At 62.7% G+C, this 23943-nt stretch carries 21 protein-coding genes and 1 riboswitch; of the genes, 14 read left to right on the top strand and 7 right to left on the bottom strand.

Going from position 1 to position 23943, the window contains the following annotated elements:
- Window positions 1-53 precede the first annotated feature (53 nt).
- Window positions 54-830: a DUF4333 domain-containing protein gene (locus C7T36_RS23510; RefSeq protein WP_045068157.1), complete on the top strand. Its 777-nt coding sequence runs from the start codon at window positions 54-56 to the stop codon at window positions 828-830.
- Window positions 831-834: 4 nt separating this feature from the next.
- Here C7T36_RS23510 and C7T36_RS23505 read toward each other — a convergent pair whose 3' ends face one another.
- Window positions 835-1800 (bottom strand): 5'-3' exonuclease, encoded by a 966-nt coding sequence (locus C7T36_RS23505; protein ID WP_045068155.1) that lies wholly within the window; start codon window positions 1798-1800, stop codon window positions 835-837.
- 37 nt (window positions 1801-1837) lie between these two features.
- Here C7T36_RS23505 and C7T36_RS23500 point away from each other — a divergent pair, with 37 nt between their 5' ends.
- Window positions 1838-2971: a Xaa-Pro peptidase family protein gene (locus tag C7T36_RS23500; protein WP_045068153.1), complete on the top strand. Its 1134-nt coding sequence runs from the start codon at window positions 1838-1840 to the stop codon at window positions 2969-2971.
- Here the strand turns inward: C7T36_RS23500 and C7T36_RS23495 are convergent.
- Window positions 2968-3399: a PPOX class F420-dependent oxidoreductase gene (locus tag C7T36_RS23495; RefSeq protein WP_033231965.1), complete on the bottom strand. Its 432-nt coding sequence runs from the start codon at window positions 3397-3399 to the stop codon at window positions 2968-2970. The two genes, C7T36_RS23500 and C7T36_RS23495, sit on opposite strands and share 4 nt — an antisense overlap.
- A 30-nt stretch (window positions 3400-3429) precedes the next feature.
- On the opposite strand from C7T36_RS23495, the gene C7T36_RS23490 reads away from it, so the two are divergent.
- The 7 genes from C7T36_RS23490 to C7T36_RS23460 all read left to right on the top strand — a co-directional run bounded on the left by C7T36_RS23490 (window position 3430) and on the right by C7T36_RS23460 (window position 9354).
- Window positions 3430-4191 carry an SDR family NAD(P)-dependent oxidoreductase gene (locus tag C7T36_RS23490; protein WP_045067823.1) on the top strand — a complete coding sequence of 254 codons (762 nt, stop codon included), beginning with the start codon at window positions 3430-3432 and terminating at the stop codon, window positions 4189-4191.
- A complete protein-coding gene (locus tag C7T36_RS23485) occupies window positions 4188-5465 on the top strand; it encodes a bifunctional cobalt-precorrin-7 (C(5))-methyltransferase/cobalt-precorrin-6B (C(15))-methyltransferase (protein ID WP_045067822.1) in 1278 nt (425 codons plus the stop codon). Before C7T36_RS23490 ends, C7T36_RS23485 begins: the two co-directional genes overlap by 4 nt.
- Entirely contained in the window at window positions 5462-6211 is a 750-nt protein-coding gene (cobM, locus tag C7T36_RS23480; RefSeq protein ID WP_045067821.1) for a precorrin-4 C(11)-methyltransferase, read from the top strand. Before C7T36_RS23485 ends, cobM begins: the two co-directional genes overlap by 4 nt.
- 2 nt (window positions 6212-6213) lie before the next feature.
- The gene (locus C7T36_RS23475; protein ID WP_033231969.1) at window positions 6214-6969 is read left to right on the top strand and encodes a cobalt-precorrin-6A reductase; all 756 of its coding nucleotides are present in this window, start codon (window positions 6214-6216) and stop codon (window positions 6967-6969) included.
- Between the two features lie 163 nt (window positions 6970-7132).
- The gene (locus C7T36_RS23470) at window positions 7133-8035 is read left to right on the top strand and encodes a HAMP domain-containing protein (RefSeq protein WP_230590022.1); all 903 of its coding nucleotides are present in this window, start codon (window positions 7133-7135) and stop codon (window positions 8033-8035) included.
- Between the two features lie 155 nt (window positions 8036-8190).
- Window positions 8191-8832 (top strand): ScbR family autoregulator-binding transcription factor, encoded by a 642-nt coding sequence (locus C7T36_RS23465; RefSeq protein WP_033231970.1) that lies wholly within the window; start codon window positions 8191-8193, stop codon window positions 8830-8832.
- Between the two features lie 18 nt (window positions 8833-8850).
- On the top strand, window positions 8851-9354 hold the full coding sequence (locus C7T36_RS23460; RefSeq protein ID WP_239654738.1) for a DUF1990 domain-containing protein: 504 nt from the start codon (window positions 8851-8853) through the stop codon (window positions 9352-9354).
- Window positions 9355-9379: 25 nt separating this feature from the next.
- Here the strand turns inward: C7T36_RS23460 and cobJ are convergent, their stop codons facing one another.
- The 3 genes from cobJ to cobG are packed head-to-tail and all read right to left on the bottom strand — an operon-like array spanning window position 9380 to window position 12649.
- Entirely contained in the window at window positions 9380-10864 is a 1485-nt protein-coding gene (gene cobJ / locus C7T36_RS23455; protein WP_045067818.1) for a precorrin-3B C(17)-methyltransferase, read from the bottom strand.
- The gene (locus tag C7T36_RS23450; RefSeq protein WP_033231973.1) at window positions 10861-11487 is read right to left on the bottom strand and encodes a precorrin-8X methylmutase; all 627 of its coding nucleotides are present in this window, start codon (window positions 11485-11487) and stop codon (window positions 10861-10863) included. Before C7T36_RS23450 ends, cobJ begins: the two co-directional genes overlap by 4 nt.
- A 19-nt stretch (window positions 11488-11506) precedes the next feature.
- A complete protein-coding gene (gene cobG, locus C7T36_RS23445; protein ID WP_045067817.1) occupies window positions 11507-12649 on the bottom strand; it encodes a precorrin-3B synthase in 1143 nt (380 codons plus the stop codon).
- A gap of 74 nt (window positions 12650-12723) precedes the next feature.
- A riboswitch (cobalamin riboswitch) is annotated at window positions 12724-12807 on the top strand.
- A 63-nt stretch (window positions 12808-12870) separates the two neighbouring features.
- Between cobG and cobN the strand changes: the two genes are divergently transcribed.
- A complete protein-coding gene (gene cobN / locus C7T36_RS23440; protein ID WP_045067816.1) occupies window positions 12871-16491 on the top strand; it encodes a cobaltochelatase subunit CobN in 3621 nt (1206 codons plus the stop codon).
- 39 nt (window positions 16492-16530) lie between these two features.
- Window positions 16531-17331, top strand: a complete 801-nt coding sequence (locus C7T36_RS23435; protein ID WP_045067815.1) for a hypothetical protein — start codon at window positions 16531-16533, stop codon at window positions 17329-17331.
- A gap of 6 nt (window positions 17332-17337) precedes the next feature.
- On the opposite strand, the gene C7T36_RS23430 is transcribed toward C7T36_RS23435, so the two are convergent.
- Window positions 17338-18972: a GMC oxidoreductase gene (locus C7T36_RS23430; RefSeq protein ID WP_045068151.1), complete on the bottom strand. Its 1635-nt coding sequence runs from the start codon at window positions 18970-18972 to the stop codon at window positions 17338-17340.
- A 191-nt stretch (window positions 18973-19163) separates the two neighbouring features.
- Here C7T36_RS23430 and C7T36_RS23425 point away from each other — a divergent pair, with 191 nt between their 5' ends.
- The 3 genes from C7T36_RS23425 (at window position 19164) to C7T36_RS23415 (ending at window position 23075) form a co-directional block, all read left to right on the top strand.
- On the top strand, window positions 19164-19544 hold the full coding sequence (locus tag C7T36_RS23425; protein ID WP_045068149.1) for a PPOX class F420-dependent oxidoreductase: 381 nt from the start codon (window positions 19164-19166) through the stop codon (window positions 19542-19544).
- Window positions 19545-19788: 244 nt separating this feature from the next.
- Window positions 19789-21198 (top strand): aldehyde dehydrogenase family protein, encoded by a 1410-nt coding sequence (locus C7T36_RS23420; protein ID WP_045068147.1) that lies wholly within the window; start codon window positions 19789-19791, stop codon window positions 21196-21198.
- Between the two features lie 47 nt (window positions 21199-21245).
- On the top strand, window positions 21246-23075 hold the full coding sequence (locus C7T36_RS23415) for an AMP-dependent synthetase/ligase (RefSeq protein WP_375129340.1): 1830 nt from the start codon (window positions 21246-21248) through the stop codon (window positions 23073-23075).
- On the opposite strand, the gene C7T36_RS23410 is transcribed toward C7T36_RS23415, so the two are convergent.
- Window positions 23076-23930 carry a DUF1206 domain-containing protein gene (locus C7T36_RS23410; protein WP_045067813.1) on the bottom strand — a complete coding sequence of 285 codons (855 nt, stop codon included), beginning with the start codon at window positions 23928-23930 and terminating at the stop codon, window positions 23076-23078.
- Window positions 23931-23943 lie beyond the last annotated feature (13 nt).

The raw sequence follows: 23943 nt of genomic DNA, 5'->3' as shown, positions 1-23943 counted from the left end.
GCATGCGTGACGTACGCGGTAACTGAAGACTGGTGTTTCGAGTGGAGGCGAAGATGAGCGGGCCTTACGGACCGAATGATCCGAATGGGCAGTGGGGCAACGGTGAACAACCACCGCAGCAGCCGTGGGGACAGCCTGGATACGGGCAGCCGGGTCAGCCCCAGGGTCAGCCGGGTTACGGTCAGCCACAGGGCCAGCCTGCGTACGGGCAACCCGGATACGGCCAGCCAGGCCAGCCTCAAGGCCAGCCCGCGTACGGGCAACCCGGATACGGCCAGCCAGGCCAGCCACAGGGGCAGCCCGGTCAGCCCGGTCAGCCCGGATACGGTCAGCAGCCGTGGGGTCAGCCTCAGCAGCCCGGTCAGCCGGGTCAGCAGCAGTGGGGTCAACAGCCAGGCGGCGACCAGACTCAGGTCTGGGGGCAGCCAACGGCCCAGCAACCGCAACAGGCGTGGGGCGCGCAGCCCGGTGGTCAGCCCGGCGCGCCGGTTCAGTGGAATCAGGGACCGCAGCAAGGTGCAAAGTCCAAGAAGCCGCTGATCTTCGGTGCGATCGGTGTACTGGTCGTTCTGGCAGCCGTCGTCATCGGCCTCTTCGTATTCACGTCGAAGGACACGCTGGACGCAAATGCTGCGGCCAAGGGTGTCGAGAAAATCGTCACCGAGTCGTACGGCGCCAAGAACGTCAGCGACGTTTCCTGCCCGTCGGGTCAGGAAATCAAGTCCGGTGCAAAGTTCACGTGCACCCTCTCCGTCTCGGGTGAGAAGAAGTCGGTGACGCTGACGTTTGTCGACGACACCGGAACCTACGAAGTCTCGCGCCCCAGCTGAGTTGTCAGTTGTCAGCCGGTCGGCTTGCCGCAGCTTTGAGTGCCGCGGCAAGACGGCCGGCCGAACGCTCGATTCTCAAGGTTTCAGCCAGTTCGTCGAAGCGGGCTTGATCAACCGGTGCGTCGGGAAGTACGTCGGACCTCGAGAACTGCACATCCGCGTCACGCACGACACGCACAACGGGTAACGCGGCGTCGAGGTACGCCTTCGCTTCGGGCGACGTCAGTTTCGCTCGCAGACCTTTCGCCATATCGGATTCGGGATCTTCGGCAGCCGCGCGGATTCCGGCGAGCGATCCATACCTGAGCATGAGCGTCGACGCGGTCTTTTCGCCGACCCCCTTGATGCCAGGAAGTCCGTCGGACGAATCTCCGCGCAGCGCAGCCAGTTCCGCGTAGGCGTCGCCGGCGCGGTCGGCGGGCACACCGTATTTCTCGGCTACCTCGGCCGGCCCGAAAAGTTCGGCTTTAGCCAAGCCGCGGCCGACGTACAGGACGCGAACGGGAACGTAGTCGTCGGTGACAACCTGCAACAGGTCGCGATCTCCGCTTACGACGACGGTGAGATCGTCACGCTCGGTGGCGGCAAGCGTGCCCAGGACGTCGTCGGCTTCGAGACCGACCGCGCCGGCGGTGGCGATTCCCGCTGCCGCAAGAACATCCATGATCATGTCGACCTGCGGGGTGAGGGTGTCCGGCACTTCCTCGGACGAGCCGTCGGATCCCTCGGCAACGCGGTGAGCTTTGTAGGTGGGGATGGCGTCGACGCGGAACTGCGGCCGCCAATCCAGATCCAGGCAGACGGCGAGGCGACTCGGTTGGTGCTTGGTGATCAGCGACGCGACCATGTCGGTGAATCCGCGGACTGCGTTGACGGGTCTGCCGTCATCGCCGACAAAGGACTCAGGCAGTGCGTGGAACGCACGAAACCACAGGCTGGCACCGTCAAGGAGAAGCAAAGGCCCACTCATGGTCACCATCCTGCCAGTCGGCACTAATCTGGAAGCCATGACCTCTCCCGCCGAATATGGTTCACGTTTCCCCTCAGCCGTCTACGAATCTCGTATTGCCCGCGCCGCGGAGTTGGCGAGCGCGGCTGGTCTGGACGGTCTTGTGGTCACGCCGGGGCCGGATTTGCGCTATCTGACGGGCTCCCGAGCGGATTCGTTCGAACGGTTGACGGCCCTGGTGATCGCTGCCGACGGAGCAAGGGCGTCGGTGGTGCTTCCTCGGCTGGAACTGGCGTCGTTGAAGGAATCAGCGGTCGGGGATCTTGGCCTCGACGTGCTGGACTGGGTGGACGGTGTTGATCCGTATGCCATTGTCGCTGGTCAATTGCCGACGGGCGCGAAGGTCGCGGTCACGGATGCGATGCCTGCGCTGCATTTGATTCCGTTGGCCGACGCTGTTGGTTCGTTGCCGATTCTGGCTACGGGCGTGCTGCGTGAGCTGCGGATGGTCAAGGACGCCGCGGAGGTCGACGCGCTCCGTCGCGCCGGTCAGGCCATCGACCGTGTGCATGCACGGATGGCCGAGTTTCTCGTTGTGGGACGGACGGAAGCCGAAGTCGGCGAGGCGATTTCAGCAGCGATTCTCGAGGAAGGTCACACCGAGGCGGCATTTGTCATCGTGGGGTCGGGTCCGCACGGCGCCGATCCGCATCACGAGGTGTCCGATCGTGTGATCGAGAACGGCGACATTGTGGTGATCGACATCGGCGGGCCGGTGGAGCCCGGATACAACTCCGATTCCACTCGCACGTACAGCATGGGGAAGCCGTCAATCGAGGTTGCTGCCCAGTTTGCCGTGCTCGAAGCGGCTCAGCAGGCGGCTGTGGACTCTGTTCGCCCCGGCGTGTCGGCGGAATTCGTGGATGCCGCTGCGCGCGACGTGCTCGCTGCACAAGGGTTGGCCGAGGTGTTCGTTCACCGCACAGGCCACGGGATCGGCTTGTCGGTCCACGAGGAGCCGTACATCGTGGAGGGCAACAGCATCGAACTGGCCGAGGGTATGGCTTTCAGCATCGAACCGGGAATCTATTTCCGGGGCAACTGGGGTGCCCGGATCGAGGACATCGTTGTTGTCACCGCGGACGGTTGCGAGTCGTTCAACAACCGTCCGCACGGTTTGACGATCCTTTAGCTGGTCAGCTCTTCGGCCGCAGGTTTGAATGCGGCCGTTCCCAGAATGCGGGTGACGTCGATTTCGATGACCACCCGCGCCGGATTGATCCGTGGCTGGCGGTACCGCTCGGCGTAGCGCTGAACGGCGTCGGCCACGGATTCAGGGTCGTCGAGCACGCGCGCCGGACCTTCGAGGGTGAGCCAGCGTCCACCGTCGACAGAACTGATGGCGCCGTAACCACCCCGGGCGGCGTTGACGGCTTTCTGTGATCCGCCGCTGGTGATGACACGTGCTTTTCCTGCTTCCTGATCCCACGTGAATCCCACGGCCACGACGTGCGGTGTGCCGTTCGGGCGCAGAGTTGTCAGGGTGGCGAGATGGTATTCGCGCACGAACGCCAGACCGTCGTCGGAGAGCGCGGCGGGTGCGGAGGGGGTGATGGTCATGCCACGACGGTAATCGAGGACACTGGTGCAGTGACTGCGGGTGCGAACACTGAAGATGCCGAGACGGTCCTCCTGCTGGGAGGGCGAAGCGAAATCGGTCTGGAGATTGCCGTCCGGTTGGCCCCCGGCAGAAGAATCGTGCTGGCGGCGCGGCGCAGCAACGACCTCGAACAGCAACGCACGATGTTGACGGACGCGGGCGCCCTAGCCGTGACAGCCGTCGAATTCGATGCCGATGCAACCGACACTCATGCAGACTTCCTCGCACAGGTTGCCCGAGCGCACGGCCGGATCGACGTCGCGGTGCTGGCGTTCGGAATCCTGGGTGATCAGGCCCGCGCGGAAACCGACGCCGCTCATGCCGTTGCAATTGTTCACACCGATTACGTGGCGCAGGTCAGCATCCTGACTCTTCTCGCGGACTTGATGAAGCGACAAGGCCGCGGCAAGATCGCTGTCTTCTCGTCCGTGGCCGGTGTCCGGGTGCGCCGCGCAAATTACGTCTACGGTTCTGCAAAGGCCGGCCTGGACGGCTTTGCCAGCGGCCTCGGAGATGCGTTGCACGGCAGCGGAATTCAACTACTGCTTGTTCGGCCTGGTTTTGTGATCGGCTCGATGACCGAGGGCATGAAGCCGGCGCCGATGTCGAGCACACCGGCGCAGGTCGCCGACGCGGTAGTTCGGGGATTGCAGTCCGGCGCAACGCGGGTGTGGGTTCCGCGAATCCTCCAACCAGTTTTCTTCATGATGCGACTTCTCCCACAATCGATCTGGCGGCGGATGCCGCGATGACCGCCGACGAACCCGTTGTTGTCGTCGGTCTCGGCGCTGACGGTTGGGAGGGCTTGTCGGACTCGGCGAAGAGCGCTGTGCTCGGCGCTCAGGTGTTGATGGGTTCCTCGCGTCAACTGGACCTGATCCCATTGGTAGACGGCTCCTCGGCCGATCGGATCGCCTGGCCCACACCGATGCTCTCAGCGCTCCCCGGACTGTTCGACGCTCACGCGGGCCGCCGTATCTGCGTGCTGGCCAGCGGCGATCCGATGTTCCACGGGATCGGCGCCACACTCGTGCGTCTGCTGGGTGCTGACAAACTTCGGGTGATCTCGCACCCGTCGTCGATTGCTCTGGCGAGTGCTCGCATGGGATGGGCGTCGGCCGATGCGGAGTTGGTGAGCCTGGTCAACCGCGACGCCACCACCGTCTTGCCGTCCGTCACCGACGGTGCGCGGTTGTTGGTGCTGAGCAACGGCAGGGCCACACCCGGCGAGGTGGCAGAAATACTGACCTCCACCGGTTTCGGTCGGTCCACGATCACTGTCCTCGGACAGTTGGGTGGAGCGCACGAATCACGCACCGTTGCCCAGGCGGACGAGTGGGATGTCGATGCCGCAGATGTCGACCCGTTGAATGTTCTTGCCGTGGAATGTGTTGTGTCGGGCGCACCGCACCGTCTGACGCGCGTGCCCGGATTGCCCGACGCGGCATACAGCGGTGACGGTCAGATGACGAAGCAGGAGATCCGCGCGCTGACGATCTGTGCGCTGGCCCCGGCTCCCGGTGAATACTTGTGGGATGTCGGCGGCGGGTCTGGCACTGTCGCGATCGAATGGATGCGCACCCACCCACGTTGCACCGCAACGTCATTCGAGCAGGCGGCATCGCGGATCTCCCAAATCGAGGGTAATGCGCGGGCCTTGGGTGTGCCGAGCCTCGATGTCCTCGGGCGCGCGCCCGAATCGTTTGCCGAGGTGACTCGCACACCCGATGCCATCTTTATCGGCGGAGGTGTGACGCAACCCGGAATGCTCGACGCCTGCTGGGACCACCTCGAGGCCGGCGGCAGACTGGTAGCCAACGCCGTTACCGCAGAATCGGAAGCGTTGCTCCTGGAGTGGTTCACCCGATTCGGCGGCACGCTGCGTCGGTTGCAGATCCAGCGGGCCGAGCCCTTGGGAACATTCAACGTGTGGCGACCCCAACTGCCCGTCGTGCAGTGGTCGGTCACAAAAACGGAGGCAACTGCCGGTGCAGATGCCGATCACACAGAGGAAGACGCTCAATGACCGTTCATTTCATCGGTGCTGGTCCCGGTGCTGCCGACTTGATCACGGTGCGCGCCCAGCGCATCATCGCGGCAAGTCCGGTGTGCTTGTACGCGGGCAGCCTCGTCCCCGCGGAACTGCTCGAATACTGCCCGGCCGGCGCGCAGGTGGTCGATACCGCTCGATTGAGCCTCGACGAGATCACCGCGCTGCTCGTGGCAGCGGATTCGGCGGGACACGACGTAGCGCGGTTGCATTCCGGTGACCCGTCGATCTTCAGTGCGGTAGCCGAGCAGGCGCGACGGCTGGACGCAGCCGGAGTCCGATACGACATGGTGCCGGGTGTTCCGGCGTTTACCGCGGCAGCGGCCGCACTGGGCCGTGAATTGACGGTTCCGGGCGTATCGCAGACCATCGTGCTGACCCGAGTGTCGACGCTGTCGACAGCGATGCCCGAAGGTGAGGATCTCCGGTCACTCGGACGCAGTGGTTCGACCATGGTGATTCATCTCGGCGCGCACCGCATCGAGCAGATCGCCGACGAGCTTGCCGAGAACTACGGTATCGACTGCCCGGTCGCGGTGGTCGCATTTGCGTCGCGCCCCGACGAGATCGTGGTGCGTGGAACGTTGAGTTCGATAGTGCGTCAGGTTCACGAGGCCGGCATCACCAAGACTGCCGTAGTCATCGTCGGACGCGTGCTCACGGCCGAGGGGTTCCCGGATAGTTACCTGTACTCGGCCGCACGTGAGCGGGTCACACACTGACCGTGCACAACGCCCGCCCCCGCGTTCTTGTGCTCGGAGGAACCGGCGAGGGACGCGAGATTGCCGCCCGCCTCGCGGATTCGGTGGACCTCGAGGTGGTCACGTCGCTCGCCGGCCGAGTCCGCGACCCGCGCTGGCCTGAAGGCGAGGTTCGCGTCGGGGGCTTCGGTGGCGCCGAGGGCCTCGCGGGGTGGTTAGCGGAAAACGATATTCGTGCCGTGCTCGACGCGACGCACCCATTTGCGTCCCGCATCACGGCTAATGCTCATCTGGCGGCTCGCACCTGCGAGATTCCGTTTGCTGTCTGCCAGCGGCCGTCGTGGGCGCAGCACCCACAGGACCGATGGTTTCCGGCTCGCGATCTCAGCCATGCTGCGGAATTGGTCCCTGTGTTGGGCACTAGAGCGTTCTTGACCATTGGTAGGCAGGGAGTTTCTGCGTTTGCCGAGGTCAGCGGCGTGAGTTTTCTCGTGAGGTCCATTGATCCACCGACGGGCGCCATGCCTGCGCCCCACGAACTGATCCTGGCGCGCGGGCCGTTCGACGTCGAATCGGAGCGCGAACTCATGCGCCGCCGCGGTATCGACGTTGTAGTGACCAAGAGCAGCGGGGGTGACCAGACGTACGCCAAGATTGTTGCCGCTCGGCAACTGGGCTTGCCGGTGATCGTGGTGGAGCGCCCACCGGCACCGGAGGGCGTGGAAAGCTTCAACTCGCCTTCTGCCGCCGCAGCGTGGCTCGAATCGACAGTTACGTGAAAGTTCGGGGGCACGCGGTTCAGGTTCGTCTAAGGTTCGCGGAACATACTGGACCTATGTCAGGAACGGGTCCAACACGCCGAGGGTGCCTATGAGGGTGTCCGTCCCCGCACTCGGGCGTCGGAAGCGTTCGACAATTCGTGTCCGGACTCTCCACGCCCGCGTGAAAGTACTCACTGCAGGCTTGGTGGCGATTGCTGTGATCGCGTCTGCTGCTTCGGTGTATTTCGTATTCAACGCCTACCTTCAAGGCAACGTCGATCGTCAGTTGGAGCGAACAGCCGACGCAATTGCCGATACCGTCAACTTCGGTGGTGTCACACCGGTTTTGGGACTGACAGCCGGCGCCGATACCGCAGTGATCCAAGCTGTCGGATTGGTGACGACCGATGGAGCATTGGTGACGGCAACACCGGGATTGCCACCATTCAGTACCAGCGGTGAGGCAATCAAATCCCTGGCCCACAAAGCTTCCGGGTCCACCATTGCGACCTTGGATTCGTATCGGGTGTTGGTTACGCCGTCGGTCGCGGGTCAGACTTTGATCGTCGCGCAATCGCTCGGGCCGACAAATTCCGTCTTGAAGCGACTTGCGGTAGTGCTGGCTGCGCTCGGTGCCGCGGGTATCGCGTTGGCCTATGCCGCAGGAGATGCTGTGGCGCGCACAGGATTACGGCCGATCGCACGATTGACCGCGGCGACACAACGTGTTGCCGCAACGGACGATCTCACACCGATACCGGTCACGGGCGACGACGAGTTGGCCTCGCTGACTGTCAGTTTCAACCGAATGCTGGGCACCCTGTCGGAATCACGGGCGCGTCAGCGTAGATTGATCACTGATGCCGGACAGGATTTGCTGGCACCCCTGACGGCATTGCGAACGAATATCGAACTGTTGATGTCGATCGACACCGCCTCCGGAACTGTGTCGGAAGCCGAGACAGCACTACTGCGAGACGAGATTACACATCAGATGATGGAATTGACCGCCCTGGTCGGCGAGCTTGTCGACCGTGCCCGGGTCGACGAAAGCGCCTCCGGACGAATCGAATCTCACCTGTGATTCATCCCTCACCTGGAGTTATGTATTTGCGAAATATTTTCTGACAATTCACTGCTGGTTAGTTGGGGGAGTTGAGATCATTCTGGGTATAGCCCGATTGGGGTGCAAACCGGAAGAGGGTTTGCGGGGGACCCTCGAGTGAGAGAGGAGTTCTCGTGGTCAAGCAAGCACGCGCCGAGCTGACGCGGCAGCAGATCGTCGCCGGCGCGGCAGCACAATTCGAAAAGACCGGGTACGGCAGCACAAGCATGAGTGACATCGTGGAGGGCGCCGGCACCACGAAGGGCGCCCTGTACTTCCACTTTGCATCGAAAGACGAACTGGCACAGTTTGTCATCGCAGAACAGCACCGCATGTCCATCGAGTCGGTCGAGGCGATATCCGCAACGTCGGCGACTCCGCTCGAAAAAACGGTCATGCTCACCCATGAGATGGCACGGCAGATCGTCGAGGAACCCATCGTCCGAGCCGGAATTCGATTGACCTTGGAACTGAGCACATTCGAAGGTCCCGTCGAGCCGTACGCAGACTGGATCAATGCGTGCACCGAACTCGTGCAGCAAGCGAAGGACAGCGGTCAGATCAAGCCGTCGGTGGACGTCGCCGCTTTGGGGCGATTCATTCCGGCTGCGTTCACCGGAGTTCAACTGGTGTCCAACGTGATCACCCGGCGCACTGATCTCACCGAACGTGTCGATGAGATGTGGCAGTTGCTCCTACCGGGAATCGTGTCCGGGCCGGCCGTTGGTGACATCGACCGACTCGTGAAGGCGCGATGGGAACCCGCTGCCGCCTAGCTGTGCCACACTGCTGACGTGGACCAGGAACCGCTGACCTACTCCGAAATCGGAGCAACAGGTGGCCTACTGCCCGTTGGCTATCACCACGTGCGCGAGCGTGCGGTGGTCGGTACTACCCGCGCCGATTTCGAGGCAGCGGCCAATACTGTCATGACGTGGGGGATGCATCGCGGCGCTGGATTGACGGTGAAAGCTGCCGGTGACACCGCCAGGACCGGCGAAGACGCAACTTTCGGTTTCGGACCGATATCAGTGCCCGTCCGCGTTGTTTACGTGGTCGACGAGCCGAACCGGACCGGATTTGCGTACGGCACGCGCCGTGGTCATCCCGAGTGCGGTGAAGAGTCGTTCATTGTCCATTTCGACGAACTCGGCAATCAGGTTCGCCTCGAGATCACGGCATTCTCCAAGCCCGGTACCTGGTGGGTGCGGTTGGGTGCTCCGATCGGGCGTCTGGTGCAGGGATGGGTGACCCGGCGCTACATCCGCGCAGTGATTGTGAAGGATTTTGCTCGCTGAGCGAACAAAATCCTTCACAATCAGGTTAGGGGTAGCGACGCGGCGTGAACACCTGTCGGCCGGAACCGGTATCCACAACCTTTGTCATGGACGATCCGACGATCAGCAACGTGCGCATATCGATCTCGGACGGTTCGAGATCGCCGAGCGTGACGATGCGCACCGATTCCTCCGCGCCGGCAACATCGCGGCCGATGATGACCGGGGTTTCGGGGGAGCGGTGCTCGAGTACCAAATCCTTCATGGCCTGGACCTGCCACGTTCGGGATTTCGACGCCGGGTTGTAGACGGCAAAAGCCATATCTGCCGCGGCGACCGCGGAGATTCGACGCGACACCACTTCCCACGGCTTGAGCCGATCCGAGAGGGAGAGCACGGCGTAATCGTGACCCAGCGGGGCTCCGACACGGCTGGCCACGGCATTTGCCGCTGTCATGCCGGGCAGGATTCGGACGGGAACGCCGCTCCACTGATCTTCGGCTGCCACCTCGAGTACCGCTGCAGCCATGGCAAATACACCGGGATCGCCGGACGAGACGACGGCCACGCGGGCGCCGTTCTTGGCGAGGTCGAGGGCCATCGCTGCCCGCTCCGCTTCGACGCGATTGTCGCTGGAATGGCGGCGCTGTCCGGGGCGGGTTGGCACGCGGTCGACGTACGGGCCGTATCCCACAAGGTCTGTGGCCAGTGAAAGTTCATGCGCCACTTCAGGTGTGGTCCATGCGGTGTCGCCGGGTCCGAGGCCGACGACAACCACTTCACCCGCGGTGTTTTCGCGCGTCGCTGCATTGTTCGACGGGCTGGGAACTATGGCGATGGAGAAGTACGGCACGCCCGCTGGATCGACGTCGGCGGCAGCGTCGACGCGCTGGCGAGGTGTGCTGGCTCGCTCGACATAGTGCGCTTCGCCGAGTCGGCCGGCGTCCTCGAGTGAGCGCAGAACCGGCGGGAAGGTGCGGCCCAACTTGAGGATCGCTGCGGCGTCTGTTTCCTTCAAGCGTCGCGTGAGCTCCGCTTGCGGCAAGGTTCCGGGCAGGATCGTGAGGATTTCGTCACCTTCGACCAGGGGTTTTCCGAGTGCGGCCGACGCGGCACTGACGGAGGTGACACCGGGGATGACCTCGGCTTCGAAACGATCCGCCAGGCGTTTGTGCATGTGCATGTACGAGCTGTAGAACAGTGGGTCGCCCGCGGCGAGTAGTGCCACAGTGCGTCCGGCGGCCAAGTGGACGGCCAACCTTTCGGCTGCGGCTTCGTAGAATTCGTTCATCGCACCCTGGTATCCACCGGGGTGGTCGATGGTTTCGGTCGTGACGGGGTACACGAGGTGTTCCTCGATCTGGCCCTCGCGCATGTACGGAGCAGCAACCCCGCGGGAAATGCTCTTACCGTGCCGCGCGGAATGGAATGCGATGACGTCGGCCTCGCCGATCACTCGGGCAGCTTTGACGGTCACCAACTCCGGATCGCCGGGTCCGATACCGACTCCCCACAACTTGCCTTCGCTCATTCTTGTTCGCTCGCAATCGCATTGACGACAGCCGCGGTGACGGCACTGCCGCCGCGTCGGCCTCTCAGTATCAAATGTTCTATGCCGCTGGGGTGTCCGATCAGCGCTTCTTTGGATTCTGCGGATCCGATGAATCCCACGGGTCCGCCGACGATAGCAGCAGGCCGCGGTCCGCCCGCCTCGATCAGGTTGAGGAGATGGAACAGCGCGGTCGGCGCATTGCCGATCGCGACCACGGCGCCTTCGAGTTTCGGGCCCCAGAGTTCGATAGCCGCCGCAGAGCGTGTGTTGTCGATTGTGTTCGCCAGCAAGGGAACCTGCGGATCGCGCAGTGTGCAGATCACGTCGTTGTCGGCGGGCAGACGCTTACGGGTAATGCCGGCGGCGACCATGTTCGCATCACAGAAGATCGGCGCACCCGCTCGCAGGGCAGCCCTCGCGACGGTGACGACGTTCGGTGTGAACGCGATGTCGTCGACCAGATCGACCTGACCGCTCGCATGGATCATCCGCACAACAGCTTGCGAGACATCCGCCGGAAAACGGCTCAGGTCGGCTTCAGCCCGAATTGTGGCAAAGGACTGGCGATAAATTTCTGCGCCGTCACGGATGTACTCGATCATGGGGCACAGGATAGAGGTATCACCGATCGGCCTGATTCACCCGGTAACCGTCGGTCGTCGCAATCACGTCGGCTACTTTCGCGCGGGGGCGCCCGCAGGAACGGTCACAGCCCGCCCAATGCTGCCGCCCTTCGATCGGTAGTGAATTCTGCTCGACCGCTTCGATGGCGTCCGCCCGGACATCGGCGAGCGACTTCTCGCATCCAGGGCTTCCGGTGCAGGCTGTGACGTCGAGCCACGGCGAATTCTCGTCGAAGATCAAGCCCATCGGAGCGAGAACTCGCACCACCTGCTCGGCTGCGCCTTCGTCGAGATCGAAGATCATGATCGAGCGCCACGGCGTCACGACCACGGGTTTTTCGATGGCGGCGAGAAATTCGGCGAGCCGTGCGTCCAGGAGTCCGAAGCGGAGTCCGCCGCCTAATGCGACGGTTCCGTCGCGTTGTTCGAGCCATCCGATCGACGGCCCCGCATCCGGGGCGAGGTCGACGGCACCGGCAAATTCCGCTGAAAGGCCCAGATGATCGATGGTTCGAGCGATTCCGTCTGGCACTTCGGCAAGTCGCCAGTGCTTGTCCCGAAGATTCAGGAACGCGTGCGCGGCCTCGAGGAGCATCGGCACAGCGTCGTCGACATGGACAAGGTGGTTCGTGCGATGCCCCGCGAGGACGAGTGAGTGCTCGGATTCGCTGTGGGCGTGCAGTCCGAAATCGCCGTGCAGACCGCTGATGTCGCCGCGGCCGTCGTCGAGTGTGAAGAGTATTCGCCCTGGTAGCTGCGCCAACGCGGGGTTCGACTGCACCGCAGCGTCAAGAGTGCGAACCAGCTCACGCACATCGGCGACACCCCCGATTCGGCCGGACAGCGGCGACGCCAGAATGTTGCGAACCCGCTCATGCGTTGCCGAGGGGAGCAAACCAGCGGACGCGATCCGTTCGGCGAATACGCGGGGGTCCTTGACGGCTCGGAGCTGAATATTCCCACGTGAGGTGAGTTCCATCTGACCGTTGCCGACGTCGCGCGAAGCCTCGGCCAGCGTTTGCAATTGGTGTGGAGCCAAAGCGCCGCCGGGTAGGCGCACGCGCGCCAACGGGCCGTCTGCGGCCTGGTGGACCTGCAGCGCTCCAGGGCACGCGTCTGGCTGAGAACGGTCTGTGGACATGGTTCAAGGGTACGACCGTGCAGAGCACGGACCCGCGACCGGTAGCATCACGGTCAACCAGTGACAGCAGGTGAGGAAACCGGTGAGATTCCGGTGCGGTCGCGCCACTGTGAGTGTGTACAAGCGGAAGTGTTTCCGTTCGTAAACACGAGTCAGACCCTCAACTGCTGTCCATGAAAGATCTTTTTCACGGGGCGCGAAACCCCAGGAAGGTTTCACCTGTGATTCTTCTGCTCTCGACGTCCGACACCGATCTGCTGAGCGCTCGCGCAAGCCAGGACAACGGAGACGGCGTTTCGTATCGCTGGGCAAACCCGTCCAGGCTGCTGGTTTCCGAGGATCTACCCGGCTTGCTCGACGGCGTCGATCTTGTGATCGTGCGCATCCTCGGCAGCCGTCGGAGCTGGGAAGACGGTCTGGACATGGTCCTGGCCAGCGGCCTGCCCGTCGTGGTGCTCGGCGGCGAACACGCGCCTGATGCCGACCTCATGGAGTGCTCGACTGTCTCCCCGGGGGTTGCGGCTGAAGCGCACAATTACCTGGCCGAGGGCGGCGCAGACAACCTGGCGCAGCTGCACCATTTCCTGTCCGACACGGTGCTGCTCACCGGTCACGGCTTCGAGGCCCCGACGCGGCTGCCGTCGTGGGGAATCGCTGAATTTGCCCCCGACATCAGCGACAACAGTGGTCCCGTCATCGCGGTTCTCTACTACCGCGCCCAGCACCTCGCCGGGAATACCCGCTACGTCCAGGCGCTCTGCGACGCGATTGCCGATGCCGGCGGCACCGCGCTCCCGATCTACTGCGCCTCGCTGCGCAGCGCCGAAGCCGAATTGCTGACCACACTCCGACGCGCCGACGCCATGGTCGTGACGGTTCTCGCGGCCGGCGGAACGAAGCCGGCCACAGCATCCGCGGGCGGCGACGACGAAGCCTGGGACGTGGCAGCGCTCGCCGCATTGGACGTTCCGATCTTGCAGGGACTGTGCCTGACCAGCAGCCGCGCCACCTGGGATGCCAACGACGACGGATTGTCGCCGCTCGATGTCGCGACGCAGGTTGCGGTCCCCGAATTCGACGGACGCATCATCACGGTGCCGTTCTCGTTCAAGGAAATCGATTCAGACGGACTGTCCACGTACATGCCTGATCCGGAGCGCGCAGCCCGCGTGGCCGGCATCGCGGTGCGTCACGGCAAGTTGCGTCATATTCCGACACCGGAGCGCCGTGTTGCCTTGATGCTGTCGGCGTACCCCACCAAGCACGCTCGCATCGGCAATGCCGTTGGCCTCGATACACCTGCCAGCGCAATCGACCTGCTCACCGAAATGCGTAGCGCTGGTTACGATCTCGGACCCATCGACGGACCGGACTCGGTTCCCGGGTTGGCCGCCAAGGATGGCGACGCGCTGATTCACGCGTTGATCGCCGCAGGCGGGCAGGATCCCGACTGGCTCACGGTCGAGCAGCTCGAGGGCAACCCGATCCGTATTTCGGCGGCGCGATACCGCGAGTGGTTCGCCACCCTGCCCGAAGATCTGCGCAGCGGCGTCGAAGAACACTGGGGCGAAGCGCCCGGCGAGCTGTACGTCGATCGCTCGCAGGACCCGGACGGCGAAATCGTCATCGCGGCACTGCGATTCAACAACATCGTGCTCATGGTCCAGCCGCCACGGGGATTCGGGGAAAAGCCCGTCGCGATCTACCACGATCCGGATCTGCCGCCGAGCCACCACTACCTCGCCGCGTACCGCTGGATCGCTGCAACCCCGGACAACGGCGGATTTGGTGCCGACGCGGTTGTTCACCTGGGCAAGCACGGAAACCTCGAATGGCTGCCAGGCAAGACGCTCGGCATGTCCAGCAACTGCGGCACCGACGCCGCTCTCGGTGACCTGCCCCTCATCTACCCGTTCCTGGTCAACGACCCGGGGGAAGGAACACAGGCAAAGCGTCGTGCCCACGCGACGCTCGTCGATCACCTGATCCCACCGATGGCCCGCGCCGAAAGCTACGGCGACATTTCCCGCCTCGAACAACTACTCGACGAGCACTCCAACATCTCCGCGCTGGACCCGTCCAAGCTCCCGGCCATCCGCCAGCAGATCTGGACCCTGATGCGGGCCGCCAAGATGGACCACGACCTCGGACTTGCCGAGCGCCCGGAAGAAGACGTGTTCGACGACATGCTCCTGCACGTCGACGGCTGGCTGTGCGAGATCAAGGACGTCCAGATCCGCGACGGTCTGCATATTCTCGGCCGCGCACCCGAGGGCGACGCCGAAATCGAACTGGTCCTCGCAATGCTGCGCGCCCGCCAGATGTGGGGCGGCGAGCAGAGCGTCCCAGGTCTGCGCGAGGCTCTCGGACTCAGCGAAGACGGCGACGAATCACGTAATCGCGTCGACGACATCGAAGAAAAGGCGCACGCTCTGGTCCGCGCGATGTCGGAAGCCGAGTGGAATCCTGCTGCCGCAGAAGAACTCAGCGACGACCTCACCGTCGTGAAGATCCTTCAGTTCGCCGCCACTGAGGTGGTTCCGCGCCTGCGACAGACGAACAACGAGATCAAGCAGGTCCTGCACGCGCTCGACGGCGGCTTCATCGCGGCCGGCCCGAGTGGCTCACCGCTGCGCGGATTGATCAACGTGCTCCCCACTGGTCGCAACTTCTACTCGGTCGATCCCAAAGCAGTTCCCTCGCGACTGGCGTGGGAGACCGGCCAGGCAATGGCGGAGTCTCTTGCCGCCCGCTACCTGGCCGACCACGGTGAGTACCCGCGCTCGGTGGGGCTGTCCGTGTGGGGTACCGCCGCCATGCGTACCTCAGGCGACGACATCGCAGAAGTGTTTGCACTCCTCGGTGTTCGCCCCGTCTGGGACGAAGCCAGCCGACGCGTCGTCAACCTCGAGGTCATCGACCTCGAAGAACTCGGCCGCCCGCGCATCGATGTCACAGTCCGCATCTCCGGCTTCTTCCGCGACGCCTTCCCGCACGTCCTGGCGCTCCTCGACGACGCTGTCCAGTTGGTCGCAGCGCTGGACGAAACGGATGAACAGAACTACATCCGCGCCCACGCCCAGGCAGACCTCGCCGAACACGGAGACGCGCGACGTGCAACCACGCGTATTTTCGGCTCCAAGCCCGGAACCTACGGCGCTGGTCTGCTGCAACTCATCGACTCCAAGACGTGGCGCGGCGACGACGATCTGGCCGATGTGTACACCACGTGGGGCGGCTTTGCGTACGGCCGCGGCCTCGACGGGATCCCCGCCGCCGACGACATGCGCAGCGCGTACCGTCGAATCAACGTGGCGGCCAAGAACACTGACACGCGTGAGCATGACATCGCGGATTCCGACGACTATTTCCAGTACCACGGCGGCATGGTCGCAACCGTGCGTGCGCTGACCGGAAAGTCGCCCGAGGCATACATCGGCGACAGCACCCGCCCGGAATCGGTTCGCACACGGACACTTTCGGAGGAAACGGCGCGCGTGTTCCGCGCTCGCGTCGTAAATCCGCGGTGGCTCGACGCGATGCGTCGTCACGGTTACAAGGGTGCGTTCGAGATGGCAGCTACCGTCGACTACCTCTTCGGATACGACGCCACCACCAATGTTGTTGCGGACTGGATGTACGAGAAGCTGGCCGAAACCTACGTCTTGGACGAGCAGAACCAGAAGTTCATGACGCAGTCCAATCCGTGGGCATTGCACGGTATCGCCGAACGACTTCTCGAAGCTGCTGAGCGCAAGATGTGGGAGCATCCGGAGCAGAAGACGCTCGACGGGTTGCGTCAGGTGTATCTCGAAACTGAAGGTGAGCTCGAAGGGGAGTAGTTACCCGAGTTTGTCGGTCCTTCGACCCATAATGGCGGAATGTCAGTTTGCACACGTTTCCGACGGGACGGCGTCCGCTGCACCAACCAGACCGAGTACGTCGACGGTTGGTGCCGCGCGGGCGAGTGCGACGGATTCTTGCGGGCCGAACATTCGGGCGCCCCGGAATCGGTCGGTGTTCCGCACGGCACGGCCAGACACATCCGCATGTCTCGAGATTTGCCGGTCGGCGACATCTCGCTCGAGGATGTCCACGACGTGCGGGTTACGGTGCGCGCCACGGACAGCTTTCGCTACCACCACGGCGGAGACGAGCGGGCAGCGGAGTTGCAACTGCGCAACATGCTCGAGGATTTCCTGCTGAAGTCTGCCCGCAGACCGTCGAGTGGCGGTTACCTGCGGCTCTCGCGCAACGGTTTCGACGTCGTGCTCTCGCCCGATCGAGGCACGATTACGGGATATTCGACGATCCACCGTGAGCGGACGTGGGAGCAGGTCAAGAGCGGGGTCAAGTCGCGTTTCTCGGGTCGTAGTCATGGCGGTCCGGGAGTGCCACGCCCGGAAATCGGTCCGCCGGTGTTGGCGGAGGACTTTGCCAACACCTTCGACCCGGCTTCCGTGCATCTGACGGTGCGGGTCCGTCAGGCGTTTGCGCGTATCCATGCGCTGACTTCCGACGTCGACACCACAATTCGGCAGTCCCTCGCGCAATGGGACCCACGGACGCTGGTCAGCATCGATGAAGGGCTGTTCGAAATCCAGGCTGACAACAATTTCTGGCTGGTCTCACCTGATTGCCGTGTGCTGATCGGGGTCCGGGACCATCCGTTCAGCAGGTAGATCGCCTCAGCGCTTCGAGTTGATGATCTCCGCGATGTTTCGCTCGGCCAGAGCTGTGATGGTCAACGACGGATTGACCGTGCCTGTGCTTCCGGGGATCGCCGCTCCGTCCATGACGTACAGACCGTCGTACCCCTTGACCCGGCCGTAACCGTCGGTGGCTTTGCCCAAGACTGCGCCGCCGAGTGGATGCGCGGTGAACGAGCAGTTGACGTCCTGCGCAAACGGCAATGCCGACGGCAGCGTCGAACCTGCAAAGGCCATTTTGTTCTGCACAGCTCGCAAGGCCTCGATCGTGGCCGCGCTGCCATTTTGCGGCCAGTTGAGAACAACACGGTCTGCGCGCGTGTCGAAGCTGAAATCGGCGCGCTGCGGATCGAGGGTCATACCCAGGCTGGCAAGCATGCCGATGTTCACCGGAACTCCTGCCGCATGCCAGTTCTCGAGAGACAGAGGCAGTCCCGTTTCGTCGACGATGCGCGATGCGGAAGGTGCTGCCTGCGCTGAGCCGTCGCTGAACCCTAAGGATCGCACCATCGCGCCGTCGCCGTTGGTGCCCCACCCTTTACCGATGTGTTCGTTGAGCTTCGGCAGGGCGCCGGTCGCCTGAGCGCGGACAAGCAGTTCGGACGTTCCGATCGACCCAGCGCCGAGAAAAAGACGATCGCACGTAATGGTGCGCCTGGTCAGCACGGCGCCGGTGGGATCACTCGATTCGACGTCGACAACGTAACGTCCGTCCTTTTCGCGGCCGATGCTCAACACCTGATGCCCGAAGCACACCGTGGTCTTGCCCGTGGCTTCAGCGGCAGGAATGTAGTTCTGAGTGAGATCGAATTTTGCGCCGTTGGAATTGCCCATGTTGGTGTCGCCGACGGTTGCGGACGTGCGGGAGCCGCCGCTCAGTTCGGAGCGAACGACGTCCCAGTTCCAGATGCCGTCGATGCGATGCGGATCGAAGCCGGCACGGCGGGCATCCTGATCCCACCGACGCGAATGCCCGAAGTTCGCCGTTCGGTAGAGATCCTCGGGCAGCGGGCTCAGGCGCAACATCTGGCGGACCTTGGGGTACCAGGTAGCGGACATCTCGTCGTAGTTCAACGAGTTGCCGAACACGGCGTCGAAGAATCTACGTTCGGGTGCGATCATCACGCCGGTAAAGATGACGGACCCGCCGCCGACTGCGGCTCCGCGCCATACCGACATGTTTTCGTAATCGGTGGCGTCGAGAACTCCACTGAAGTAATCGCACGCAACGGGAATCCCGGTGAGGTTGGTGAACGACGTCCGGCGAAACACGCCTCGGCCGTCAGCGAGCAGGTCCGAGGTATGGATTTCGCGATACGGATCATGAGGCCATCGAAGTCCCCGTTCCAATACCGTGACCTGAGTCCCGCTCTGCGCGAGTCGAAGCGCGGTGGCACTGGCACCGAATCCGGAGCCGATAACAATGGCTTCCGAATGCTGCTGGGGGACTGGTGAGGGGTCAAATAGTTCGGGAACGAGGTTGCGGTAGTGGTCCATGCCCATCGGGAGGGTGTGCCGCGGCGTCGCGTGGCTCACGGCAGTGGACGTCACCGTTGTCGTGGCGGCAACCGCTGCGCCAACACCGGCCGCCTTCAAGAAACTTCGACGCTGCATGATGAAAAGCTCAACTCCCGACACCTCGAAGACATAGGTAACGACAGAATAGCTCGAGTGAGAATTCGGCTGGGGATCATGCATAGCTTGGAGCCCCTAAAGTGCGGCAATCCGGACATATTGATTGATCGCGGAGCAGTGTCTGAAATGCCGGTCGCGTGATAACCGCGATTCGCACCTATCCTCGACAGGTGACCCCAGACTTCAAGCGAGTGACAGAATCCAAGTACGTCCTGCTCACCACATTCCGTAAAGACGGCACACCCGTCGCAACGCCGCTATGGGCTGCCCTCGACGGTGAGCGGTTGCTGGTGTGGACGGTGGCCGATTCCTACAAGGTGAAGCGGATCAGGCGGAACCCGTCCGTGACCGTTGCGGTGTGCGATGCTCGCGGAAACCCCAAGGGTGACCCGGTCGCCGCGAAGGCAGAAATCCTCGACGGGCCTGGAACCGATCATGCCCGCGATGCGATTGCTCGTCGCTACGGAATCATCGGCTGGCTCACCATGAAGGGCAGTCTCCTCCGTCGCGGCAAGACCGGAACCGTCGGGATCGCGATCTCCGAAACATAGTCGGGTGCCTATTCGATGAATAGTGTTTTCGGACAACATGATTGGATGAACTGATCAATCGAGCTGACGGCTAACGTGCCGTAGTTTAGCGAATGTGGAGATTCATTCCTAGTCATCGCATGGTGTGGCTCGGGTCGATACGCTGGACATGTCGGTGTGTGCGACGCACCAGCACAGACGCACCATCACAATGGGTGCTCGCCCTCATCGGCATGTCCAGATCTTCGATCTGACGGAGTCTCCCATGACGCTCACCAATCAATCACATTCCAAGGGTTCGTCCGCAGAATCTGATGTCGCGCCTATCGTGACTCAGCTTCGGGAAGCGTATGCAGGTGGCCGGACCCGTAAAGCAGACTGGCGCAAAGCCCAGATCGAGGGAATCGAACGATTTCTCGACGAACGCGAGCAGGAGATAGCGGCGGCTCTTGCGGCAGATCTCGGACGCAGTGAGATCGAGGCGTGGCTCGCTGACGTCGCACTCGTCAAGGCAGAGGCGACCTACGCGCGAAAACGTCTGCGCTGGTGGATGCGTCGGCGACCACAACCGCTCCCGCTGAACCAACTGCCGGCAGTCGGCTGGGTCCAGTACGAGCCGCGCGGTGTCGTGCTCGTGATCGGAGCCTGGAACTATCCCGTCTATCTCACTCTCGTCCCACTTGTTGCAGCACTTGCTGCGGGCAACGTAGTCATCGTCAAACCGTCGGAAGGGGCTCCTGCGACGTCCGCACTGCTGGCTCATTGGCTGCCGCGGTACGTCGATCCAGAGGCCGTTGTGGTTGTTGAAGGCGACGCACAGGTGACGCAGGAACTATTGTCCCAAGGCCCTGACAAGGTGTTGTTCACGGGCGGTTCCGAGATCGGGCGCAAGATCCTGGCAAGAGCGGCGCCGGACTTGACGCCGGTACTGCTCGAACTTGGTGGCAAGAGCCCGGTCGTCGTCGCTGCCGACGCCGAAATGGATGTCGTAGCCAGACGCGTTGCGTGGGCGAAGTTGTTCAACTCGGGACAGACATGCCTTGCGCCCGACTATGTGCTCGCGGAACGGTCGATCCACGAACAATTGGTGCGTCGCATCATCGACACTCTCACGCAGTTTCGCGCCGATCAGCAGGGCGCGGGATTGCAGGTCGTCAACGAGCGGCAGTTCGACAGGCTCGCCGCAAGCCTGGCCGACACTTCCGGGCGGATCGTGTTCGGGGGTGGATCGAATCGTGATGCCCTCACGATAGAACCGACGGTGATCACCGACCCCGATCCTGACGACGCAGTGATGCAGGAGGAGATCTTCGGGCCGATTCTTCCTGTGCTCGCCGTGGATTCGATCGACGAGGCGATCACGTTCGTCAACGCGCGACCCAAACCACTTGCTGCGTATTACTTCACGAGTTCGCGAACCGTGGCGACAAAGCTGGTCAATGCGATCAGTTCTGGTGGGGCAGTGGTGAATCATGTGACCGTGCACGCGATGGTGCCGCAATTGCCGTTCGGTGGTGTCGGTGACAGCGGGATGGGCGCCTACCACGGAAAGTGGGGCTTTGACGCGTTCAGTCATCGTAAGTCTGTGCTGGTCAAGCCATTCAAGCCTGATCTGAAGTTCGTCTACCCTCCGTATTCCGCGCGTTCCGTGAAGATCATGCGCAGACTGTTCTGAATCCTCGACTTCGGCAATCGATTTCGATGTCCGCAGGAGAAGTGATGATCGATGGCACCGATGACATAGTTCTTGTCCATCCGTCGGGAAACGAAGTGCGTACCGCAGTAGAGGCGTTCCAGCACACCGCGCGGATGCACCCCGACAAAGTCGCGTTGCGGACTCCTGGCGGACATCAGGAGGTGACCTGGCGTGAATACGCGCGGCGTGTCGAGGCCATCGCCGGTGGACTGGCCGAACTAGGCGTTCGGCGCGGCGACACCGTCGGGCTCATGCTCACCAACCGGCCGGAATTCAATCTCGTTGATACTGCAATCACGCATCTAGGAGCTATTCCGTTTTCGGTGTACAACACCAGCGCGCCAGAACAACTCCAATTTCTGTTTACCGATGCGGGCAACAAGGTGGTCGTCACCGAGCAGGTGTTCCTGTCGCCGATCGCAGCATCTCGCGTGACATTCGAGCACATCGTCACCGTGGACGGCCCGGCGGATGGAGCGCTCGAGTTGGCGGAGATCGAATCGAATCCGGCCGCGAACTTCGATTTCGAGGCGTCGTGGCGAGCGGTGAGACCGGACGATTTGGTGACCCTTGTCTACACCTCGGGCACCACCGGTCCCCCTAAAGGTGTGGAGGTCACGCAGCGCAACGCAATCGCTGCCGCCAGGGCGATAGCCGGCTTCGACCTCGGGTTCGAGGACCGGGCTATCTCGTACCTGCCGTCGGCCCACATTGCGGATCGGATTTCCACGCACGGCGCCAACCAGATCTTTGGTGTGCAAATCACGGCGGTCGGAGATCTGCGCGACTTGATGTCCGCGCTGTCCGATGTCCGGCCGACCATGTTCGTCGGTGTCCCACGGGTCTGGATGAAGATCAAGGCCGGAATTGAGGCAAAGCTGGCAGCGGAAACAAACCCGATCACGTCCAAGTTGGCGGCGTGGTCTTTCGCTGTGGGTGCGCGAGCGGCGAGAGCGACTCTGAACGGGACACCACGGGGGCGGGCGTTGCAACTGCAATACCGGGTCGCCGACACCTTGGTGTTTTCGAAGGTGCGGACCGCGTTGGGGTTCGATCAGCTCAGGTTGGCTTTCACAGGCGCAGCGGCTATTCCTGTCGAGATCCTCGAGTACTTCACCGGCTTGGGTATCCCGTTGCTCGAGATCTGGGGGATGTCGGAAACTATCGGCCTCGGTGCGATGACCACGGCCGACAATCTGAAGATCGGGACAGTGGGTAAACCCGTCACGGGCGTAGAAATCAGACTCGCAGCGGACGGTGAAGTTCTGGTACGAGGACCGATCGTGATGCGCGGATACCGCAATCAGCCCGAGAAGACCGCTGAAACAATCGATTCGGACGGCTGGATGGCGACTGGCGATATCGGAAAGTGCGATGACAACGGCAACCTGACCATCGTCGACCGCAAGAAAGAACTCATCGTCAATTCGTCGGGAAAGAACTTGGCGCCCAACAATATCGAGAATGCTGTCAAGGCATCCTCGTCGTTGATCGCCCAAGTTGTCGCGATCGGTAACAACCAGAGCTACGTCACCGCGCTGGTGACGCTGGATCCGGACGTCACTGATCTGCGAGCAGAGGCCCTAGGGGTGCCCGGAGCGCAACTCGCGGATTTGGCAGCACACCCGAAGATCGTGGAAGAGGCAACACTGGCAGTCAGGGCTGGAAACGCAAAACTATCCAGAGTTGAACAGGTGAAACGCTTTTCGATTATTCCATCGGCGTGGGTTCCAGGCGGTGATGAACTGACGCCGACGATGAAGTTGCGGCGCACACCGATCGCGAGTAAGTATGCCGACACGATCAAAGCGCTCTACGCAGAACGCAGGAATGACGGTGTCATCAACGTGGGTTGATCACATCTTGGCCGATCGGGCCATAGCGAAGGAGTAGAGACCGTAGGTGATGATGCCAAGTCCCGCGGCCACCAGGAGTGCGACTCCGTAAGGTTGGGCGCCGAGGGTTTTCAGGGCACCGTCGAGGCCGGAGGACTTATCGGGGGCCGATTGGATCACCGCAACGATCACAAGCACACCCACTGCCGCAATGGCCAATCCCTTGGCGATATACCCAACCGTGCCGAGGCGTCGAACCAGATCACTGGTGGGCCCATCGAGGTCGTCGAGGAAGTTCTGGCTGGCTCCCTTGTACACGTGGTAACCGCCGATCGCGACAATGACGAGAGCGCCGACAACGAGTGCGACCGAGCCGACACCGGATTGCATCAGACGCGCGGTGATCCCGGTGCTCTGGCTGCTGCTGGATTTGCCGATTCCGCGTGCAAAACCCCACGCGGTGAACGCAAATGCAAAGTAGACCGCGGCCAGGGAGAACGCCTTGATTCGATCGAATATTCGCGACAATTTCTTATTGGCATCGGGCCTGGACGAACTGCCGAGTACACCTTCAACCACCCGCCACAGGCCCATAGCTGCAAATACGACGACGCCGATCCAGAGCGCCAAGCCGCCACCCGGCTTGTTCGCCAGTTCTGTCATCGCCCCGGACTGGTCTGCGGTTCCGCCGCCGCCCCCGAGAGCGAGGCGGATGGCGATGTAGCCGATGATCAGGTGAACGATGCCGCTCCCGACGAAGCCTGCTCGGGCAATACGCTCGAAGATGCTGTTCTGGGCGACTTGGCCGGCGGTAGAGGACGAGTTGTTGTATCCCGTCGACGCGGAATTTGGATCGTCCGGGTTGGTGTGAGGCATGTTGGATCTCCAG

Source organism: Rhodococcus sp. AD45-ID, assembly GCF_003023755.1.
Taxonomy (GTDB): Bacteria; Actinomycetota; Actinomycetes; order Mycobacteriales; family Mycobacteriaceae; genus Rhodococcus_F; species Rhodococcus_F globerula.
The sequence above is the reverse complement of the archived record's forward strand: the minus strand, read 5'-3'. Positions and strand labels throughout refer to the sequence as shown.

Coding starts and splice junctions, on each gene's coding strand:
- cobM (WP_045067821.1), top strand. CDS start 5,462: ATGACCGTTCATTTCATCGGTGCTGGTCCCGGTGCTGCCGACTTGATC.
- C7T36_RS23430 (WP_045068151.1), bottom strand. CDS start 18,972: ATGCAGCGTCGAAGTTTCTTGAAGGCGGCCGGTGTTGGCGCAGCGGTT.
- C7T36_RS23410 (WP_045067813.1), bottom strand. CDS start 23,930: ATGCCTCACACCAACCCGGACGATCCAAATTCCGCGTCGACGGGATAC.
- C7T36_RS23505 (WP_045068155.1), bottom strand. CDS start 1,800: ATGAGTGGGCCTTTGCTTCTCCTTGACGGTGCCAGCCTGTGGTTTCGT.
- C7T36_RS23420 (WP_045068147.1), top strand. CDS start 19,789: ATGACGCTCACCAATCAATCACATTCCAAGGGTTCGTCCGCAGAATCT.
- C7T36_RS23500 (WP_045068153.1), top strand. CDS start 1,838: ATGACCTCTCCCGCCGAATATGGTTCACGTTTCCCCTCAGCCGTCTAC.
- C7T36_RS23435 (WP_045067815.1), top strand. CDS start 16,531: ATGTCAGTTTGCACACGTTTCCGACGGGACGGCGTCCGCTGCACCAAC.
- C7T36_RS23495 (WP_033231965.1), bottom strand. CDS start 3,399: ATGACCATCACCCCCTCCGCACCCGCCGCGCTCTCCGACGACGGTCTG.
- C7T36_RS23510 (WP_045068157.1), top strand. CDS start 54: ATGAGCGGGCCTTACGGACCGAATGATCCGAATGGGCAGTGGGGCAAC.
- C7T36_RS23485 (WP_045067822.1), top strand. CDS start 4,188: ATGACCGCCGACGAACCCGTTGTTGTCGTCGGTCTCGGCGCTGACGGT.
- cobJ (WP_045067818.1), bottom strand. CDS start 10,864: ATGAGCGAAGGCAAGTTGTGGGGAGTCGGTATCGGACCCGGCGATCCG.
- cobG (WP_045067817.1), bottom strand. CDS start 12,649: ATGTCCACAGACCGTTCTCAGCCAGACGCGTGCCCTGGAGCGCTGCAG.
- C7T36_RS23450 (WP_033231973.1), bottom strand. CDS start 11,487: ATGATCGAGTACATCCGTGACGGCGCAGAAATTTATCGCCAGTCCTTT.